Annotated in this window: 21 protein-coding genes; 15 read left to right on the top strand and 6 right to left on the bottom strand. The window is 66.2% G+C overall.

Annotation, left to right across the window (positions count from 1 at the left end; all coding sequences use genetic code 11):
* From BLS34_RS20825 to BLS34_RS20795, 7 genes are all read left to right on the top strand, one after another.
* On the top strand, positions 1–501 hold a 501-nt coding region (locus BLS34_RS20825; RefSeq protein ID WP_139189416.1), incomplete at its 5' end, for a cytochrome c.
* Complete coding sequence (locus BLS34_RS20820; RefSeq protein ID WP_093153537.1) at positions 501–1,397, top strand: cytochrome c; 897 nt, start codon at positions 501–503, stop codon at positions 1,395–1,397. The genes BLS34_RS20825 and BLS34_RS20820, both read left to right, overlap by 1 nt.
* Positions 1,394–1,612 (top strand): GDCCVxC domain-containing (seleno)protein, encoded by a 219-nt coding sequence (locus BLS34_RS20815; protein ID WP_093153534.1) that lies wholly within the window; start codon positions 1,394–1,396, stop codon positions 1,610–1,612. The genes BLS34_RS20820 and BLS34_RS20815 overlap by 4 nt, the downstream gene beginning before the upstream one ends.
* 33 nt (positions 1,613–1,645) lie before the next feature.
* On the top strand, positions 1,646–1,990 hold the full coding sequence (locus tag BLS34_RS20810) for a hypothetical protein (RefSeq protein WP_028794502.1): 345 nt from the start codon (positions 1,646–1,648) through the stop codon (positions 1,988–1,990).
* Between the two features lie 84 nt (positions 1,991–2,074).
* A complete protein-coding gene (locus tag BLS34_RS20805; RefSeq protein WP_093153532.1) occupies positions 2,075–2,626 on the top strand; it encodes a cupredoxin domain-containing protein in 552 nt (183 codons plus the stop codon).
* A gap of 78 nt (positions 2,627–2,704) precedes the next feature.
* The gene (locus BLS34_RS20800) at positions 2,705–4,444 is read left to right on the top strand and encodes a copper resistance system multicopper oxidase (protein ID WP_245702101.1); all 1,740 of its coding nucleotides are present in this window, start codon (positions 2,705–2,707) and stop codon (positions 4,442–4,444) included.
* Positions 4,445–4,448: 4 nt separating this feature from the next.
* Positions 4,449–5,150: a copper resistance protein B gene (locus BLS34_RS20795; RefSeq protein WP_093153526.1), complete on the top strand. Its 702-nt coding sequence runs from the start codon at positions 4,449–4,451 to the stop codon at positions 5,148–5,150.
* 60 nt (positions 5,151–5,210) lie between these two features.
* On the opposite strand, the gene BLS34_RS20790 is transcribed toward BLS34_RS20795, so the two are convergent.
* From BLS34_RS20790 to BLS34_RS25600, 5 genes are all read right to left on the bottom strand, one after another.
* The gene (locus tag BLS34_RS20790) at positions 5,211–5,648 is read right to left on the bottom strand and encodes a YqaA family protein (protein WP_093153523.1); all 438 of its coding nucleotides are present in this window, start codon (positions 5,646–5,648) and stop codon (positions 5,211–5,213) included.
* 68 nt (positions 5,649–5,716) lie between these two features.
* On the bottom strand, positions 5,717–6,379 hold the full coding sequence (locus tag BLS34_RS20785; protein ID WP_093153521.1) for a transmembrane anchor protein: 663 nt from the start codon (positions 6,377–6,379) through the stop codon (positions 5,717–5,719).
* A gap of 69 nt (positions 6,380–6,448) precedes the next feature.
* On the bottom strand, positions 6,449–7,066 hold the full coding sequence (locus tag BLS34_RS20780) for a p24 family protein (protein ID WP_093153518.1): 618 nt from the start codon (positions 7,064–7,066) through the stop codon (positions 6,449–6,451).
* A 16-nt stretch (positions 7,067–7,082) separates the two neighbouring features.
* The gene (locus BLS34_RS20775) at positions 7,083–7,802 is read right to left on the bottom strand and encodes a HupE/UreJ family protein (protein WP_093153516.1); all 720 of its coding nucleotides are present in this window, start codon (positions 7,800–7,802) and stop codon (positions 7,083–7,085) included.
* A gap of 58 nt (positions 7,803–7,860) precedes the next feature.
* Entirely contained in the window at positions 7,861–8,214 is a 354-nt protein-coding gene (locus BLS34_RS25600) for a hypothetical protein (RefSeq protein WP_139189415.1), read from the bottom strand.
* Between the two features lie 70 nt (positions 8,215–8,284).
* On the opposite strand from BLS34_RS25600, the gene BLS34_RS20770 reads away from it, so the two are divergent.
* The 4 genes from BLS34_RS20770 to BLS34_RS20755 all read left to right on the top strand — a co-directional run bounded on the left by BLS34_RS20770 (position 8,285) and on the right by BLS34_RS20755 (position 11,270).
* Positions 8,285–8,560: a metal-sensing transcriptional repressor gene (locus BLS34_RS20770; protein ID WP_028794494.1), complete on the top strand. Its 276-nt coding sequence runs from the start codon at positions 8,285–8,287 to the stop codon at positions 8,558–8,560.
* Positions 8,561–8,572: 12 nt separating this feature from the next.
* Positions 8,573–9,931: an MFS transporter gene (locus BLS34_RS20765; RefSeq protein ID WP_093153514.1), complete on the top strand. Its 1,359-nt coding sequence runs from the start codon at positions 8,573–8,575 to the stop codon at positions 9,929–9,931.
* A 234-nt stretch (positions 9,932–10,165) separates the two neighbouring features.
* Complete coding sequence (locus tag BLS34_RS20760; RefSeq protein ID WP_093153512.1) at positions 10,166–10,750, top strand: amino acid synthesis family protein; 585 nt, start codon at positions 10,166–10,168, stop codon at positions 10,748–10,750.
* 97 nt (positions 10,751–10,847) lie between these two features.
* Complete coding sequence (locus BLS34_RS20755) at positions 10,848–11,270, top strand: YchJ family metal-binding protein (protein ID WP_084618848.1); 423 nt, start codon at positions 10,848–10,850, stop codon at positions 11,268–11,270.
* A gap of 16 nt (positions 11,271–11,286) precedes the next feature.
* On the opposite strand, the gene BLS34_RS25595 is transcribed toward BLS34_RS20755, so the two are convergent.
* Entirely contained in the window at positions 11,287–11,472 is a 186-nt protein-coding gene (locus BLS34_RS25595) for a hypothetical protein (protein WP_139189414.1), read from the bottom strand.
* Between the two features lie 439 nt (positions 11,473–11,911).
* Between BLS34_RS25595 and BLS34_RS20745 the strand changes: the two genes are divergently transcribed.
* Genes BLS34_RS20745 through BLS34_RS20730 form a run of 4 tightly spaced genes read left to right on the top strand, consistent with a single transcriptional unit; the run spans position 11,912 to position 17,758 of the window.
* Positions 11,912–14,029 (top strand): multiheme c-type cytochrome, encoded by a 2,118-nt coding sequence (locus BLS34_RS20745; RefSeq protein ID WP_093153505.1) that lies wholly within the window; start codon positions 11,912–11,914, stop codon positions 14,027–14,029.
* Positions 14,026–15,405, top strand: a complete 1,380-nt coding sequence (locus BLS34_RS20740) for a hypothetical protein (RefSeq protein ID WP_093153503.1) — start codon at positions 14,026–14,028, stop codon at positions 15,403–15,405. Before BLS34_RS20745 ends, BLS34_RS20740 begins: the two co-directional genes overlap by 4 nt.
* 2 nt (positions 15,406–15,407) lie before the next feature.
* Positions 15,408–16,670 (top strand): 2Fe-2S iron-sulfur cluster-binding protein, encoded by a 1,263-nt coding sequence (locus BLS34_RS20735; RefSeq protein WP_093153501.1) that lies wholly within the window; start codon positions 15,408–15,410, stop codon positions 16,668–16,670.
* A 20-nt stretch (positions 16,671–16,690) separates the two neighbouring features.
* Complete coding sequence (locus tag BLS34_RS20730; RefSeq protein WP_215906180.1) at positions 16,691–17,758, top strand: cytochrome c family protein; 1,068 nt, start codon at positions 16,691–16,693, stop codon at positions 17,756–17,758.
* Positions 17,759–17,762: the final 4 nt, after the last annotated feature.

Raw genomic sequence — 17,762 nt, 5'->3', positions numbered from 1 at the left:
TCCATGGAAGCGCTCGGCGACGCCATGAAGGAACTGACCGCGATGATGCGGGGTCAGCAGGATTACGGTGCCGAACGGGTCCGGTCGCTGGCCGCCACCATCGAAAGCCATGGCGGCGAGGCGCTGACCAGGCTCTTTCCCAAGGACAGCCTCGACCACCCGTCGGAGGCGCTGCCGGCGATCTGGAGCGATTGGGACCGGTTCAGTGCCCTGTCGGATCAGCTCTCCGCCTATGCCCGCGCCCTTGCGGCTGCGGCCGATAACCCGCGACCGTCGGGCGGCGCCCAGGGCGGCATGATGGGCCGGGGACAGGGCCAGGGACAGGGCATGATGCAGGGCCAGGGAATGATGGGTGGCGGCATGATGGGCGGCGGCATGATGGGCGGGGGACAGGGCCCGACCGCCGAGATGCTGGCGCAGATGCCGCCTGACGGGGTTTTCTTCCATCTGGCCGACTCCTGCTCCGCCTGTCACCAGAGCTTCCGCAAGAAGCAGAACTGATGGCCCGGAGCTTCTGGCTGATTGTCGGCGCCGCCGCCCTTCTGGGCGGCGGTGCCTTCGTCTGGCTCACTGCCGGTCCAAGCGTGCCCGAGCGCAACCTGGTGGGCCTCTCCGGCGACGTGAACCGCGGCGCCTATGTGGCGCGCCTGTCGGGCTGCATCGCCTGCCACACCGACCCGACGGGCGACGGTGCCGTGCTGGCCGGTGGCGCCGGGATCGACACCGAATTCGGCGCCTTCTTCGCCCCGAACATCACCCCCCATCCCGAGGACGGGATCGGGGCGTGGACGCTGGCGGATTTCTCCCGGTCGCTGACGGCCGGAGAAGAACCGGACGGCGGCCACCTCTTTCCGGTCTTTCCCTACAGCTTTTACACACGGCTGACCGATCAGGACGTGGTCGACCTATGGGCCGCCGTCCGGTCGGTTCCGGCGGTGGCCGGCGGGCCGCCGGAACACCGGCTGCGCGTCCCGTTCAGCTGGGCTCGCGGTGTCGGGCTCTGGAAGCGGCTGTATTTCGAGTCCGGGCCGCTGGCGCCGGCGGAGGACCGAAACGAATCCTGGATCCGCGGGCGCTATCTGGCGGAGGCCGCCGCCCATTGCGGTGCCTGCCATACGCCCCGGACCCTGCTCGGCGGCCGCGATCCGGACCGCAAGTTCGAGGGCGGTACCGGTCCCGGAAACGAGAAGATCCCGGCGATCACGCCCGAGGCCCTGGCGCGGGCGGGGTGGACGTCAGACGATCTGCGCTATGCCTTGCGGTCGGGACTGACGCCCACGGGCGACAGCCTCGGCGGGTCGATGGCCGAGGTGATCCGGGACGGCACACGCTACTGGAGCGATACGGACATCGCGGCCCTGGTGGAGTACCTGATGGACCCGGAGCGTCCGGAATGAGACGCCAGCCCGAGCGGACCGACCGGTCGACCGTCACCTGCCCGCGCTGCGGTCATCGCGAGGAGGAGCGGATGCCGACCGACGCTTGCCAGTGGTTCTACGACTGCAAGGGTTGCGGCGCCGTTCTGAAGCCCAAGCCGGGAGACTGCTGCGTGTTCTGCTCCTACGGCACGGTCCCGTGTCCCCCTGTGCAGGCGGGCGCAGACTGTTCTTGACCTTCCGGTTGCTGGAGGCCCTATTCGACCGTCATGAAGCGCTTCATCGCCATCGCCGCCATGCTCCTGATCGCCCTCTCCACGGGGGCGATGGGGATGGCGGATCCGCATCGAGGCGGGAGCGGCGACATGCCGGTGTCGCAGGCGGCCGAGGCGCCGATGCCCGGGCATACGGACGGTCACGGGGAGCACAAGACCGACCGTGCCGGCTATCATGCCGCCTGCGCGATCGCCGGCCACAGCTGCGCCGGCTATGTCACGCCGGATATGGCGGCCGTCGCCGGTCTGCCCTACACCCGGCACGACTGGTCGGCGCCGTCCGACCGGCTGGCCGCCGGCCTGAATGCGGAAGCGACCACACCGCCGCCTCGCGCCTGATCGACTGACCGTCCACGCCGATACCCTCCGGCTCGGCGGCTGCAACGCCTTTCGATCATTTGCTTTCTTGCGAGGATACCTCCAATGAACCACCGCCTGTATGCGCGTGCCGTTGCGGCTGCGCTTGCGCTTTCCCTGTCCGTTGCCGGCATCGCGTCGGCCCAGATGTCGCACGGAGGCGGCCATGGCGCCGCCATGTCCATCGGCCAGCCGGGCGACGCCTCGGCGGTCGGTCGGACCATCGAGATCACCATGCACGACAACTACTACGAACCGGAAACCCTCTCCGTCTCCGAGGGCGAGACCGTCCGGTTCCTGGTGAAGAACGCCGGCGCCATCGTGCACGAGTTCAACATCGCCACCGCCGAGATGCATAAGGCCCACGAAGCCGAGATGCAGATGCTGGTCGATCACGGCGTGCTCATGCCCGACCGGATCGACCGGGCGGCGGCCGAGAAGATGAAGACCTCCATGGGCCACGGGATGCACGCCGCCGGCAACAGCCTGCTGCTGGAGCCCGGCCAGTCGGGCGAGCTGATCTGGCGCTTCGCGGATGCCAAGGACCTGGAGTTCGCCTGCAACGTCCCGGGCCACTACCAGGCCGGGATGATGGGCGACTTCCGGAAGGCCAACTGACCGTCACCGTGTAAGGAGCCGGGCCGCCCTGCGCGCGGCCCGGTGCTCCGACCCATCCCCCAGATCAGGAGACGCGTCGTGACAGCGACATCGTTTGCCCGGGCCTGCGCGCTCGCAGCGGCATTCACCGTATCAAGCGTGACCGCCGCCAGCGCCGGCGACTACAGCATCACCGTCGACCGGGTCGCCCTGGAGACCGGCGACTTCGCCAAGACCGCCATCGGCTACAACGGATCGTCCACGCCGACGATCCTTCGGTTCAAGGAGGGCGAGGAGGTCACGATAGCCGTGACCAACAACCTCGCCGAGGACACCTCGATCCACTGGCACGGGCTGATCCTGCCCTACCGGCAGGACGGCGTGCCCGGGATCTCCTTCGACGGCATCAAACCCGGCGAGACCTTCACCTACCGTTTCCCCATCGTGCAGAGCGGCACCTACTGGTTCCACAGCCATACCGGCTTCCAGGAACCCGACGGCGCCTATGGAGCGATCGTCATCGAGCCGCAGGGACGCGAGCCGTTCCGCTTCGACCGCGACTATGTCGTCCAGCTCACCGACGCCCATCCGCATTCCGGCGAGCGGATCATGCGGAACCTCAAGCTGATGCCCGACTACTACAACCGGCAGCAGCGCACGTTCCTCGACTTCCTGAACGACAGCCGGGACCAGGGGCTCAGCGCCGCCCTCGCCGACCGCAGCGCCTGGGGCGAGATGCGCATGATGCCGACGGATGTGGAGGACCTTCAGGGCTTCACGCCGCTGATCAACGGCCAGGATCCGGCGCAGAACTGGACCGGCCTGTTCGAGCCGGGCGAGCGCGTCCGGCTGCGTTTCATCAATTCCTCGGCGATGACCTATTTCGACATCCGCATTCCCGGCCTGCAGATGACCGTGGTGCAGGCCGACGGCAACAACGTGCAGCCGGTGACCGTCGACGAACTGCGGATCGCCGTGGCCGAGACCTATGACGTGATCGTGCGGCCGACCGAGGACCGGGCCTATACGGTCTTCGCGGAATCCATGGGCCGCACGGCTTTCGCGCGGGGCACCCTGGCGCCCCGGTCGGGGATGGAGGCGGAGGTGCCGGACCTGCGTGAACCGCCGCTCCTGACCATGGCGGATATGGGCATGGCCCATGGCGAGCACGGGTCCATGGATCACGGATCGTCCGGCCCCCGGGCGCCGCAGCCGACGCATACCATGGCGGACGGGACGATGATGCAGGGGATGAACCACGGCACCATGGACCATGGCGCCATGGGGCACGGCGCCATGCCGATGGCGGGGACGGATCCGTTCTACGCCCCCGGCAGCGGTCTCACTCCCCAGGCGGCCGACGGCGGCAAGTTCCTGTCCTATGCCGACCTGAAGGCGCAGAAGCCGCTCTACGAACACCGAGATGCGACCCGGGAGATCGAGTTGCGCCTGACCGGCAACATGGAGCGCTACATCTGGTCGATCAACGACGTGAAGTATTCGGACGCCGAGCCGATCCGGCTGCAATACGGCGAGCGGGTCCGGTTCAAATTCGTCAACGAGACGATGATGACCCATCCGATGCACCTGCACGGCATGTGGTCGATCCTCGATGTCGGTCAGGGCAAGTGGAACCCGGTCAAGCATGTGGTCAGCGTGGCCCCGGGCACGACGCTGTACATGGAGACCGAGGTCGATGCACCCGGCGAATGGGCCTTCCACTGCCATCTGTCCTATCACATGGACAGCGGCATGTTCCGCAAGGTGATCGTCGAAGGCGGACCGGCCGGTAAGAGCGCCGATCTCCCTGCCGTCCCGCAGCAGACCACCGGAGGCTGAGATCATGCGCAGACACGTTCTTGCGACCGCAGCCCTGATCCCGACGCTGTTCTGGACGGCCCCGGCACCGGCCGAGCCACTGATCTACGGCCTGCAGGTGGAACAGGCCGAACGCCGGTTCGACGACGGATCGGACCTCTATGCCTGGGACTTCGACGCTCTGGTCGGGACGGACGAACTCAAACTCATCTGGCGCAGCGAGGCGGAATATCTGACGGAGGGCAGCCGCTTCGAGAAGCTGGAGAACCAGCTCCGACTGCAGACGCCGATCTCGACCTTCTTCGACGCGGTCGTTGGGGTTCGGCTGGACACGCCGCGCGGCGAGGACCGCGCCTACGGGGTGATCGGGGTGAAGGGTCTGGCCCCGCAATGGTTCGAGCTCGACGCCGATCTCTATGTCGGCGAGACCTCGTTCGTGCGGATCGAGGCAGAGTATGAGGGCCTGATCACCAACCGGATCACCCTCACGCCGAGCCTGGAGCTGGACACGCCGCTGGGCGACGACGCTGACCTCGGGGTCGGGGCCTTCGCGCCCATACTCGAGGTCGGCGCCCGGCTCAGCTACGACCTGCTCGACCGGGCGGTCGCGCCCTATATCGGCGTGCATTACGAGCGCCGGTTCGGGGAGACGGCCGATCTCACCCGGGCGGAAGGCGAGCAGCGGGACAATCTGTTCTTCGTCGTCGGCACGAAGATGCTGTTCTGACCGAGGCGAAGCAAATCGATCGCGCAGGCAGAAGTCTTGCCTGCGCGATCCCTCAAGACATCAGATGAAATTGCTGGTGACCGCGACGACCGTCACGTAGCGGACCGTCTTGGCGACCGCGACCAGCAGGACGAAGGTCAACAGCGGCTCTCGCAGGATACCGGCAGCCAGTGTCAGAGGGTCGCCGATAAAAGGCGCCCAGCTCATCAACAGGCTCCAGCGCCCATACCGTCGGTACCAGCCCGTCGCTTGGTCGAGCTGCGACGCCGACGCTGGAAACCACTTCCGGTCTCGGAACTGCTCTATCCCCCGGCCGAGCCCCCAGTTGGCGACAGCCCCCAACGTGTTGCCGACGCTCGCCACGGCGACCAGGAGGGCAACGGAATACGCCTCGGTCAGCAGCAGGGCGGCAAGTCCGATCTCCGATTGCGCCGGCAGGATCGTGGCGGCCAGGAAGGATACCGCAAACAGGCCCCAATAGGCGGCGAGTTCTTGCATGGTCTGATCCTCATGCCGCACCGCCCCGCGGCGCACAGGCCGCAGGGCGGACGGTCGGCGGGACGAGGTCAGTCGAAGCGTTTCACGTCGCTGAACTCACCTTTCACGATCAGAGTGATGGTGACTGCCTGAGAGTCTCGGTTCCGCCAGAACCAGCCGTGATTGCCGGCGAACGCGGCGATGAACTGGCCGTCCTGAGCTTCGACGCCCCGTCCCTTCTCGTAGCTGATCGTCTGTCCGCCGCCGTCGCCATGCAGGTCGAAATTGACCTTTCCACCTTCGGCGAACCAGGTGAAATCCGCGACGGCTCCCTTCTCCATCACCAGTTTGATTTCGACCCCCTGACCCGGTTCGAGCTTTACGACGACGTGCTCCTGAACCGCGGTTCCCGGCCCGTGGCCGCCGGAACCATGAGCATGGGCCGTGGAGATGAACAGGCTCGGCAACCGGTCGAACCAGCTCGAACTCTTGTCGTCCGTGGTTGCCGGGGACTGATTCTGCAAATCCCGCCGACGGTCCTCTTCGGCTTCCTCGTGGAGCTGCGTCTTGATCTCGCCCATCTCCGTCAGTCCGATCACTCGGCCGATACGGGTGGGATCGATGCCGTATTCTGCCGGTATGACGACGGTGACCAGGATCACGACGATTGCGACGGCCGCAATGATCGTCGAGCGAACGAGCTGAGCCGAACTTGGCAGATCTTCGGGTTTGGGTTTGTTGGCATTGTACATATCTGAGTTCCTTTCGGGCCTAAGCCCTTCCGTCAGGCGAGGCCCGCCGTTGCCGGCGGGCTGGTTCCATCACTGCGACCGCTTGAACGCGCCGTATTCGCCGCGAACCTTGAGCGTCACCGTGACGTCGGAGCTGTCGCGATTGCGCCAGAACCAGCCGTGCTCGCCATCGAACGTGGCGGTGAAACTCCCCTTGCCCGAGGTTTGATCCCGTCCCTTCTCGTAGGTCACGGACTCTCCCCCGCCATGGCCATGGAGGTCGAAATTCATCCGGCCTCCCTCGGCGGCCCACTCGTATTCAACGGTTTCACCCTTCTTCATCACCATCTTCGTCTCGATCGGCTCGCCCGATCCGAGCGTAAAGGTGGCTTCGTCCCGCCACGCCTCTTGGGCATGAGCGGTCGAGACGAACAGGCCGAAGATCCCGTCCAGCGCGCCGGGCCGATTGCCCGTTTTCTGCGGCATCCCGCGGTCCTGCGTCGCTTCCGCGGCGACTTGCTGCTTGGTCTCGCCTACCTCGGCCAATCCAAGCATGCGTCCCACCCCCGTCGGGTCGATGGCGTACTCGGACGGCAGGATCACGGTGACGAGGATCGCAATCGCTGCGGCCAGAGCGATAAGGGTGGAGCGCAGAAGCTGCGCCGAGCTGGGAAGCTCGTCGGTCGTCGGCTCTTGAGCGTTGTTCATGTCTGTCTCCAATCTCTTAGGCGGCCACGAAGTAACCGGTGATCTGCAGTCCCATCAGCATGAAGCCGAGCGACATCATCACGACGTTGGCGGTGTAGGCATGCTTCCAGAAGCTTGCCGACTTCCGCCAATAGCCCATCGCGATCAGGATCACCGCCAGGGCCATGATCTGTCCGAGTTCGACGCCGACATTGAAGGCGATGAGGTTCGCCAACAGTCCATCCGACGCGATGTTGTAGTCGAGAATCTTAGTCGCGAGGCCGAGACCGTGGAGCAGGCCGAAGATCAGGGTCGCGGCCTTGGTATTCGGCTGGAAACCGAACCAGCGCTGGTAGGCTCCGAGATTGTCGAGCGCCTTGTAGACGACTGAGAAGCCGATGATCGCGTCGATCACGTAGGGGTTGACGGCCCAGTTGAAGTAGACGCCCGCCAGCATCGTGATCGAGTGCCCCATCGCGAAGAGACTCACGTAAAGCGCCACGTGCTTCATGCGATAGAGAAAGAAGACCACCCCGAACAGGAACAGGATGTGGTCGTACCCCGTGACCATGTGCTTGGCCCCGAGATAGATGAAGGGGATGATGTTGACTCCCCAGATTTCCTGGATGTAGCCCGCGTCACCCTCTGTGACGTTGTGGGCGGCAGCTTGTGTAGCTCCAAGCGCGAAAGCCCAGAGCAGCAGGGCGCCGGCCAGCCAGAACCTGGACCAGTCGCGCGCCCGGAAGGACATTCTCATGAAGATGTCTCCGCGTTTCGGAATTCAGTCGTGATTGCGAGGTCTCGCCTCGGGGCAATCAGCTGCGCGGGGGTCTTTCAAACAGGAAGATGGGGGTGGGGCTGGCGTCCGACAGCCGTGCGCTGCGATAGCCTCCAAACGTCTGAGGCATGGGTCCGACATTCGCGACAGGCAACAGATCGGGAACGTGTTCATGATCGCCCAGCCCGTGGGCATGGCCTTGCAACGCGGTGAAGATATCCTCTTCGAGACCATGGGAGTGTCCATGATCGTGTGCCGTCTCAGCATGCTCGCTCAGCACGTCGAGCAGATTGGGCAGATGGCCGAGGTCGGGTCGAACAGCGGAAAGCAGGAATGCTCCGCATATGCACACGAGCACAATTCTTCGCAGTTTTCTGAGCCCGTGCTTCATAGGGGTGCTTGGTACAGCTTCCGGTCTGAGACAGCTTGCCCGATCCTCCCAGGGAGGATACTTGTTGTTTATGACAGAACCCCACCGGCATGCAACCCACGGCGATATCGTCAAGCGTCTGAAGCGGGCGAACGGGCACCTGCTCAGCGTCGTCTCGATGATCGAGGAAGGCCGGGCCTGCACCGATATCGCCCAGCAGCTCCATGCTGTTGAGAAGGCGATCACCCAGGCGAAGCGGACCCTGATCCGGGACCATATCGACCACTGCCTCGATGCCGCGGCTCAACCCGGCGACGGGGACCCGGAGGCTCTGTCCGACTTCAAGGCGATCACCAAGTTCCTTTGAGTGGAGGACGGCATGCTGAGCGTCCTGGGCAATCGAACCTACCGGCATCTGTTCGCGGCCCAGGTGCTGTCGCTGATCGGGACCGGGCTGACGACCGTCGCCCTCGGCCTGCTCGCCTACGATCTCGCGGGAGCGCAGGCGGGCCAGGTCCTGGGCACGGCCCTGGCGATCAAGATGGTCGCCTATGTCGGGCTCGCCCCCGTCGCCGCCGCCCTGGCGGGAAAGGTGCCGCGGCGCCGGTTTCTGGTCGGCCTCGATCTCTGCCGGGCGGGGATGGTGCTGTTCCTGCCGTTCGTGTCGGCGGTCTGGCAGGTCTACCTCCTGGTGTTCCTGTTCCAGGCCTGCTCGGCCGCCTTCACCCCGACCTTCCAGGCGACCATTCCGGACGTGCTGACCGACGAGAAGGACTATACCAACGCGCTCTCGCTCTCCCGGCTCGCCTACGATCTGGAATCGCTGATCAGCCCGATGCTGGCCGGCCTGCTGCTCACCGTGATGAGCTTTCACTGGCTGTTCGTCGGCAACGGCATCGCCTTCCTGGCCTCCGCCGCCCTAGTGATCTCGGTGATCCTGCCGGCGATCCGTCCCGAGAGCGTCGCCCGGCCGTTCCGGGAAAGGCTGACCCGGGGCGCCTTCATCTACCTGCGCACGCCGCGGCTGCGGGGGCTGCTGGCCCTCAGCTTCGCGGTGTCGTCCGCGGGGTCGATGGTGATCGTGAACACGGTCGTCTATGTCCGCGAGGTGCTCGGCGGCGGGGATCAGGACGTGGCCTTCCTGTTCGCGTCCTATGGGGTCGGCTCGATGCTGGTCGCGCTCGCTCTGCCGCGCCTGCTCGACCGGCTGCCGCCCCGAACCGTGATGCTGTCCGGCGGCGGCCTGCTTGCCGTCGCCCTGCCGTTTGGCGTCCTGGAACCCGGCTACGCGGCGGCCATGGGGCTCTGGACGGTTGTCGGTATCGGCGTTTCCCTGATCCTGACGCCGTCCGGGCTGCTGCTGCGGCGGTCGTCCCATGCCGAGGACCGGCCCGCCCTGTTCGCCGCCCAGTTCGCCCTGTCCCATGCCTGCTGGCTGATCGCCTATCCGACGGCTGGGTGGCTCGGTCCGCTGATCGGGCTTCCGAACACCTTCGTCGTCCTGGCCGGAGGCGTGGTGCTGGGATGCGCCATCGCCTGGGCGGTCTGGCCGTCCCGGGACCCGGAAGTCATCGAGCACGAGCATGACGGCATCACGCATGTTCACGGCGAGCCCGACGACGCACATCATGGCCCGGGCCGGGTCGAGTGGCGGCCCGACGGCGCGCACCGCCACAAGCCGGTCCGCCATGCCCATGCCTTCGTGATAGACGACCACCACCCGGTCTGGCCGCGATAGGGCGGCTGCTTCTAACGGCTCATGTCGCCGGAGCGATCCCGGCTTTCAGCCCTGTCGACCCAGAACGGTCGTTGGAGGCCACCTTCCGGCCGCCCCATTGCGATCGTCTGTATATGCGCGGTATATGCGCGGTGACCCAAGCCGCGAGTTTCCTCCGGCCATTGGTAGAGCCCGAGCATCGACTGATGGCTTGTTGTTGATGGAAACGACTGCCGTTGGCAGGATGAACCGTAAATGATCGCCGACATTCGCAAGATCGCTGTTTGGGTTGAAGAAGCCCTCAAAGAGGCTGGGCGTACCGTTTCGCCTGCCAGCCGGAAGGCCGTCGCCGTGGCGGTGATCGCGAACCCCTTCGCCGGACGCTATGTCGACGATCTCTCTGTCCTGATGGATATCGGCGGCGAACTCGGCGGCCTTCTGGCCGGACGCTGCGTCGAGGCCTTAGGAATCGCCCCCGACCAGGTGCAGAGCTATGGCAAGGCCGCCATGGTCGGAGAGGCGGGCGAATTGGAGCACGCAGCGGCCATTCTCCATCCCAACCTCGGCGCTCCGCTGCGGGCGGCAGTCGGCGGCGGCGCGGCACTGGTGCCCTCGTCGAAGAAAATGGGAGGACCGGGGCACGTTCTGGATGTGCCGTTGGGCCACAAGAACGCAGCCTATGTCCGCAGCCATTTCGACGCGATCGAGGTCCGCCTGAACGATTCCCCCCGTGCGGGCGAGATCATGGTTGCCGTCGCTGTGACCGACAGCGGCCGCCCTCTCGCCCGCGTCGGTGGTTTGAGCCACGACGAGGCTGAGGGACAGGATGGATTACGCTAGGACACCCATTTCTTTGACGGTGGACCCCAGCCCGTCTTCGCGTCCAGTCGTCGCAATGGTCCAGCCGTCGCAATGGTGATGACGATCAAGCCGGTGCATGGACCGCAAATCGGCAGGCGGCGTGTCACCACGCCCTTGGGAGACAGACTTGTTTGAGCCGTGTGAGTGTGGCAGCGGGAAGAGCTATGTGGGCTGCTGCGGCCGGTTGCATTCAGGGGCGCCGGCGCGCAATGCCGAGGAACTGATGCGGTCCCGCTATTGCGCCTTCAGCCGCGGAAATGCGGCCTACCTGTACAAGAGCTGGGCAGCGGAAACGCGGCCGTTGACGTTGACCTTGGACACCGCGCAGGCCTGGACCGGGCTGACGATCGACCGTCACGAGGTGACCGGCCCCGATACCGCGCTTGTCCGCTTCATCGCAACGTGGCGCAAGGGCAGTCAGACGGGCCGTTTGACCGAAACCAGCCGGTTTCGCCGCCAAGGAGCGGGTTGGGTCTATATCGACGGCGTGTCGGAATGAACGCTGGGAGCCTGGACTACGGCGACGGCTCGAACGGCGGCCGTCCTCCGCTCAGTCCTGTGTCGATGTTCGAGGCGCTGATCCTGCTGGCGCAGCCCAGTCTGCGCGGCAAGCGGTTGGAGTTCATGATCCGGGCCCGGCTGTCCTCAATACCGACCAGCGCGATCCATCGGCGCAAACCGCCCGGCACGTCGATGTCCATAATCCCAGTCCAGACCAATGCGAAGACGTCGTCAGTCCGTGCCGCTGTGGAGCATGTGTTCGCGCAACAGTAGATATGCTTTGGACTGTTCATCCCAACCATCGCGCTGGCCCCAGCGGCGGCCGAACCGACGCTCGCCCATCTGGCTTGCCCCTTCGACCGGCTGACCTTCCACGAGCGCCGCGCCGCCGCCGGATGGAAGTGCTCAGAACCCGGGAAATCGGCCTGGATCATCAAAAGCCGAACAAATCAACGCGCCACCCGAGGCCAGTAACCGGCCAAGGACCGACAACCAACGGGAGGGCAAGCTGGGTGTGCTGGAGGTGTGGCAGCGCGGCATATTTCTAGTTTTATGTGCACATTGCGAGATTTGACCGATCGCTAAATCACGGTAATAACGTCTCTGATCTCGTCCGCAGAAAGCGACCGGAAGCTGTCTATGAAAAAGAACGGCCTGCACCGCGATCTGATCGTCGCCGTTTCCGCCCTGCCGCTGGCGATCTGTCTGCTTGTCAGCGCTGCCGAGGCCGACACCGCAGTCGGAGCCCAATCTCTTCAACGGATCGCAGAGCATCTGGCCGCCGCCGACGATGACCTGCTGCTGCAGCCGAGCGCAGGTGACCAGACGCCCCCCGCGCAGACCGACGATCTCCTGCTGCAGCCCACGCCGACACAATCGGACGACCTCCTGCTGCCGTCGGCACCGGCGCAGTCGGACGACCTGCTGGTCCAGCCCTCGGCCAAGGACGATCTGCTGCTGACCCCGACACCGGACGTCGTCAGCCCGTCCGTGGCACCGGCGATCGGCGCTCCGATACCGACCGAAACACCGCCCGACGCCGCCGGGACGACATCGGCCGGGAGCACATCCGGCGCGGCCGCGGAGCACGAGAAGCTGTTCGCCGAGAACCGCTTCCCGGCCGCCACGACCTGCGCCACCTGCCATCCCAAGCAGTATGAGGAATGGTCCGCCTCCCAGCACGCCTATGCCCAGCTCAGCCCGGTCTTCCTGACCATGCAGGCGGCGATCAACGCCAAGACCAGCGGCACCAACGGCGACTTCTGCGTGCGCTGCCATTCGCCGGTGGGCATGAACCTGGAAGAGTCGGTCTATGTCTCCAATTTCGACCGGCACCCGACCTCGCGGGAAGGCGTGACCTGCATCACCTGCCACCGGATCGACCGCAACTACGGCAAGATCAGCGGCCGCCTCGCGATCGTCGAGGGCGATCTGTACGAACCGGTCTTCGGCCCCAAGGGCGACGAGGAACTGAATCGCGTGCTGGACGAACCGGAGACCTATCGGGTCTCCACCGACCGCTCGGCACCCGGCCGCGCCATCCATACCGAAGTCGAACGGTTCTTTCCGCTGGTCACCCCCGGCTTCTGCGGTACCTGCCACGACGTGACCCTGGTCAACGGCTTCCGCCTGGAGGAGGCCTTCGCCGAGTATCATCAGTCGCCGGCCTCCCAGGCCGGGGTGACCTGCCAGGACTGCCATATGGGCAAGGAGCAGGGCGTGGCCTCCGGCTATGAGGAAGGCCCGGCGGCGATCGTCGGCGGCGAGCCGACGCGGACCCGCAAACTGGCCAGTCATTTCTTCGCCGGCCCGGACCATTCCATCCTTCACCCCGGCCTGTTCCCGCTGAACGTGAAGGCGCAGAGCTTCAAGACCATGCGGGAATGGATGACCTTCGACGATGCCGCCGGTTGGGGAACCGACGCCTTCGAGAAGGCCGCCCCGCGCGACTACCCCTTCCCCGAGGCATGGCGCTCGATAGACGACCGGTATGACGGCCGCAAGATCGTCGAGGCGCAGAAGAAGCGCCTGGCGAAGGCCGATGAGCGCCGGTTGGAGGTCCTGCGCAACGGCCTGGCGCTCGACGAGATCCGAATCACATCGGCGGCGCCGGGCGACCTGTCGTTTTCGGCGACGGTGCGCAACATCACGGACGGCCATTCGGTGCCGACCGGCTTCGACGCCGAACGGCTGATGTTCCTGGACGTGACCGTGACGAATGCCGACGGGGCCGTTGTGTACCGGTCCGGCGACCGCGATCCGAACGGTGACCTGCGCGACACCCATTCCGCCTATGTCCATGCCGGCGAACTTCCGCTCGACGAGGATTTGTTCAACCTGCAGTCCAAGTTCCTGGTCCGCCTGCTGCGCGGCGGCGAACGGGAGCAGGTGCTGCCGATCAACACCTCCCAGGGCGTGCTGCCCTTCGTGCGGCCCGAAGCGCTGCCGACGACGATCTACGGCCGGCCGAGAACGGCGCGGAAACACAAGCAGACCATCGACCCGCTGGGCCAGCGGACTGCCGAGTATGCGGTGCCGGCGGAGGCCCTCACCGGGTCGGGGCCCTATGCGATCTCCGTGAAGCTCAAGGCGCAGATGGTGCCGGTCAACCTGATCCTGGCGATCCAGGACATCGGCTTCGACTACGGCATGAGCCCGCGCCAGGTCGCCGATGCCGTCGTCGACGGCACGCTGACCATCGCCGAACGGGAGACGGTCGTGACCCTCGGCGGCCAGAACCGGGCAGAAGTCCAATGAACCGGATGCCCCATTGGCTGCGGCTGCTTCCGGCAGCCGCCATCGTCCTCGCCACGTCGTCGGTCTCGGCCGAGGTGAAGACGCTTTCCGAAGAAGTGATCCCCTACAAGGGCGACGCGCTGCCGGCGCGCACCGAGCCGCTGCTGGAGATCGGTTCGGACCTGCTGGGGACCGGCCCGCTGGATCCCGGTTTCGAGCTGCCCACCGGCGCCGTGTGGCAGCCCGCGCTCTGGGTCTTCGGCCAGTACCGCACGGGTGTCGGAATCTTCAAGAACGGCGACGCCCCGGAAGTGCAGGAATGGGCCAACCGGCTCGACCTGTTCGCCAACCTGCAGCTCAGCGGCACCGAGCGGGTGCTGTTCGGCCTGTCGCCCCTGCGCGACGGGGGCCGGTTCTCCGGCTACCACCGCCGCCCGGAGGACAGGGAAGGCTTCGACAATCAGTTCAGCGGCGAGATCACCGCCCTGTTCTTCGAGGGAGAGATCGGCGAGCTCTTCCCCGATGCCGATCCGTTCGACACCGGCGGCCTGGATATCGGCTTTACCGTCGGGCGCCAGCAGCTGCTGTTCCAGGAAGGCCTGCTGATCAACGACACGGTCGATGCCGTCGCCGTCACCCGGGACACCCTGATCGCCCGGGACATCTCGGTCGATACCCGCCTCACCGCGCTGTTCGGCTGGGGCAACATCCACCGCAGCGACAACGCGCGCGACGACAAGGCCAAGCTGGTCGGCCTGTTCTCGGAGACCGACTTCCGGGCTTCCACCGTCGCGCTTGACGCACTCTGGGTGACGGAGGGCGAGGACGGCGACAATGGAACCGACGGCCTGTTCCTGGGTGCGGCCGCGACCCAGCGTTTCGGCAAGCTGAACACCGCCTTCCGCGTCGCCCAGTCCGTCGCCCTCGACGACACGTCCGAGGCGGTCGATACCGGCACCGTGTTCCTGGCCGAGCTTTCCGGCGACCCGATGGGCAACGACGACGTGATGTACGTCAACGCCGCCTGGGCCGTGGACCGGTTCACCTCGGCGGCCCGCGATCCGATCGCCGGCGGCCCGCTCGGGCCGGTTGGCATCCTTTTCGCCTCCCCCGGTCTCGGCGATTACGGGACCGCCCTGAGCAACCGGGCAGACGACGTGGTCGCCGCCGCCGCCGGCTATCAGATGTTCTTCAACCAGGAGCGCACCCAACTCGTCGCCGAACTCGGCACCCGGATCGCCACCGATCCGGACCAGCGGGATGCCGCCGCGATCGGCCTGCGCTTTCAGCAGGCGCTGGGCTCCCGTTTCGTCCTGCAGCTCGATGGCTTCGTATCCCGCGAAGAGGCCCGCGACCTCGGCTACGGCGCGCGCACCGAGTTGCTGGTAAGATTCTAGCGATGATCGGGATCCTTGAGACACTCGGCTATGTCATCGTCGCCGGCACAGTCGCCCAGATGGCGCTCGGCCTGTACGGGACATGGCGGCGGGGCTATCTGGAGCGCCGCAGTTTCGCCGCCGAGGCCCGACTGTTCGAGCGTCGGGTCGAGCTGTCGCTGCGCCACGCCGAAGCGGAGCGCGACCTCGCCGTCAATTCCTGGAGCGGATTCCGCAAGCTGAAGGTCGTGCGCAAGGTCCGCGAGGCCGAAGACGTCCATTCCTTAGAGCTGGTCGCGCACAACGGCCGCCCCCTACCGCGCTACCTGCCGGGCCAGTTTCTGACGTTCCAGTTCCGGCTCCCGGACCGGTCCAAACCGCTGGTGCGCTGCTATTCCCTGTCCGACGCGCCGAGCGACGGCGGACGCTATCGCATCAGCGTGAAAAAGGTGCCCGCCCCCGAAGGCGCGGCCTGCGATCCGGGCATCGTGTCGGGTTACCTGAACGACGTGGTGCGCGAGGGCGACATCCTGGACGTGCGCGGGCCCACCGGCGCCTTCACCGGCGATCCCGCCTCCGACCAGCCGATCGTGCTGATCGCCGGCGGCATCGGCATCACGCCGCTGCTGAGCATGCTCAACGCGATGTGCGACGGCCAGACGGAACGCGAGATCCGGCTGTTCTACGGCGTGCGCAACCGCGACCAGCACGCCTTCGCCGAGCATATCGCCGGACTGCGCCGGCTCTACCCGACCCTGCATGTGGTTACCTGCTACAGCCGGCCGACCGAGGCCTGCGTCCTCGGCCGGGACTACGACCGGCCGGGCCGGATCGATCTGGCGTTGCTGAGGGACACGCTGCCGTCGACCAACTACCTATTCTATCTGTGCGGACCGGCGCCGATGATGGAATCCGTCGCCGGCGGCCTGCGCGATTGGGGCGTGCCGTCCGAGGATATCCGGGTCGAAGCCTTCGGCGCGGCCACCGCACACCGTCAACCGACCGAACGCCCCGCGGCAGAAGCCAAACCGGGTGTGGAGGTCCGCTTCGACCGATCCGGCAAGACCCTGAACTGGGACGGGTCGGCCGGCTCGATTCTCGCCCTGGCCGAGAGCAACGGCGTGGCCCTGGAGAGCGGCTGCAGGGCCGGGCATTGCGGCACCTGTATCGTTGCCATCAAGGCGGGCGCGGTAGACTACGTGGCGGAGCCGGCCGTGGTTCCGGAACCGGGCACCTGCCTCGCCTGCATGGCCGTACCGCGCGACAGGTTGATACTCGACGCATGACCAAACCGCACGACGCTAGAATGAAATCGACGGAGGACGCCACGATGCACCAGTCAACGGGACTATCGGCCCTCGGCCGGCTCGCCACGGCGGCATCGTTGCTTGTCACGACCCTGGTCGTCACGGCGGCACTCGCCGGCTCGCCCGCCGCGGCCCAGAGCGGCGACGGGGCGTTCAAGGTGATCGGCCCGGCCAAATGCGCCGAGTGCCACAAGACCGAGACGGAAATCTGGAAGGGTACGCACCACTTCTCGACCTTCACCGAGCTGACCCGCAAGAAGGAGGCGAACGACATCGCCGAACGCATGGGCATGCGGCGGATCAAGTCGGAGAGCCTGTGCCTCAACTGCCACTTCACCACGGTAGAGACCAGCGGCGGAGAGCCCGAGCCGGTCGCCGGCGTGTCCTGCGAGAGCTGTCACGGCGCGGCGAGCGCCTGGCAGCCGATCCACAGCGGCTTCAGCGGCAAGAAGGAAGGCCAGGAAAGCCAGGAAGAGATCGCGCTCCGCTGGCAGAAGGCCGAGGCCGCCGGCATGATCCGCCCCAAGGATATGTATGCCTGGGCAAGCAACTGCTTCTCCTGCCACGTGGTGCCGAACGAGAAGCTGGTGAATGTCGGCGGGCACAAGGCCGGCAGCCCGTTCGAGCTGGTCACCTGGTCCCAGGGCGAGGTCCGCCACAACACCTGGCACAACAAGGGGGCCGCCAACGCACCCGCCTCGCTCAACGACAAGCGGCTGATGTTCGTCGTCGGCCGGGCGGTCGAGTTGGAGACGGCGCTGCGCGCGGTCGGCAAGGCGACCCAGAAGGCGTCCTACGCGGTGTCCATGGCCACGCGCGCCCAGGCGGCCCGCCAGGCAATCGCTGCCCTCGAGGGGTACCTGAAGATCGAGGAACTCGGACAGATGGGAGTGGCGGCCAACAGTGCCGGCCTCAAGCTGAACAACGACGCGGCCCTGTCGGCGGCGGCGGACAAGGTCGGCGCGATCACCCGCCAGATCGTCGAGAAGTATGACGGCAGCACCTTCGGCGCGATCGACCAGGTCCTGCCGCCGGACTCCGCCTACAAGGGCACACCGGCCCGCTGAGGAT

The organism is Thalassobaculum litoreum DSM 18839 (assembly GCF_900102465.1).
GTDB lineage: Bacteria > Pseudomonadota > Alphaproteobacteria > Thalassobaculales > Thalassobaculaceae > Thalassobaculum > Thalassobaculum litoreum.
This window is presented reverse-complemented; position numbering and strand designations above follow the sequence as displayed.

Bases quoted from the DNA above. Each gene is read 5' to 3' on its own strand.
- BLS34_RS20820 (WP_093153537.1), top strand. From the start codon at position 501: ATGGCCCGGAGCTTCTGGCTGATTGTCGGCGCCGCCGCCCTTCTGGGC.
- BLS34_RS20815 (WP_093153534.1), top strand. From the start codon at position 1,394: ATGAGACGCCAGCCCGAGCGGACCGACCGGTCGACCGTCACCTGCCCG.
- BLS34_RS20810 (WP_028794502.1), top strand. From the start codon at position 1,646: ATGAAGCGCTTCATCGCCATCGCCGCCATGCTCCTGATCGCCCTCTCC.
- BLS34_RS20805 (WP_093153532.1), top strand. From the start codon at position 2,075: ATGAACCACCGCCTGTATGCGCGTGCCGTTGCGGCTGCGCTTGCGCTT.
- BLS34_RS20795 (WP_093153526.1), top strand. From the start codon at position 4,449: ATGCGCAGACACGTTCTTGCGACCGCAGCCCTGATCCCGACGCTGTTC.
- BLS34_RS20790 (WP_093153523.1), bottom strand. From the start codon at position 5,648: ATGCAAGAACTCGCCGCCTATTGGGGCCTGTTTGCGGTATCCTTCCTG.
- BLS34_RS20785 (WP_093153521.1), bottom strand. From the start codon at position 6,379: ATGTACAATGCCAACAAACCCAAACCCGAAGATCTGCCAAGTTCGGCT.
- BLS34_RS20780 (WP_093153518.1), bottom strand. From the start codon at position 7,066: ATGAACAACGCTCAAGAGCCGACGACCGACGAGCTTCCCAGCTCGGCG.
- BLS34_RS20775 (WP_093153516.1), bottom strand. From the start codon at position 7,802: ATGAGAATGTCCTTCCGGGCGCGCGACTGGTCCAGGTTCTGGCTGGCC.
- BLS34_RS25600 (WP_139189415.1), bottom strand. From the start codon at position 8,214: ATGAAGCACGGGCTCAGAAAACTGCGAAGAATTGTGCTCGTGTGCATA.
- BLS34_RS20770 (WP_028794494.1), top strand. From the start codon at position 8,285: ATGACAGAACCCCACCGGCATGCAACCCACGGCGATATCGTCAAGCGT.
- BLS34_RS20765 (WP_093153514.1), top strand. From the start codon at position 8,573: ATGCTGAGCGTCCTGGGCAATCGAACCTACCGGCATCTGTTCGCGGCC.
- BLS34_RS20760 (WP_093153512.1), top strand. From the start codon at position 10,166: ATGATCGCCGACATTCGCAAGATCGCTGTTTGGGTTGAAGAAGCCCTC.
- BLS34_RS20755 (WP_084618848.1), top strand. From the start codon at position 10,848: ATGGACCGCAAATCGGCAGGCGGCGTGTCACCACGCCCTTGGGAGACA.
- BLS34_RS25595 (WP_139189414.1), bottom strand. From the start codon at position 11,472: ATGGACATCGACGTGCCGGGCGGTTTGCGCCGATGGATCGCGCTGGTC.
- BLS34_RS20745 (WP_093153505.1), top strand. From the start codon at position 11,912: ATGAAAAAGAACGGCCTGCACCGCGATCTGATCGTCGCCGTTTCCGCC.
- BLS34_RS20740 (WP_093153503.1), top strand. From the start codon at position 14,026: ATGAACCGGATGCCCCATTGGCTGCGGCTGCTTCCGGCAGCCGCCATC.
- BLS34_RS20735 (WP_093153501.1), top strand. From the start codon at position 15,408: ATGATCGGGATCCTTGAGACACTCGGCTATGTCATCGTCGCCGGCACA.
- BLS34_RS20730 (WP_215906180.1), top strand. From the start codon at position 16,691: ATGAAATCGACGGAGGACGCCACGATGCACCAGTCAACGGGACTATCG.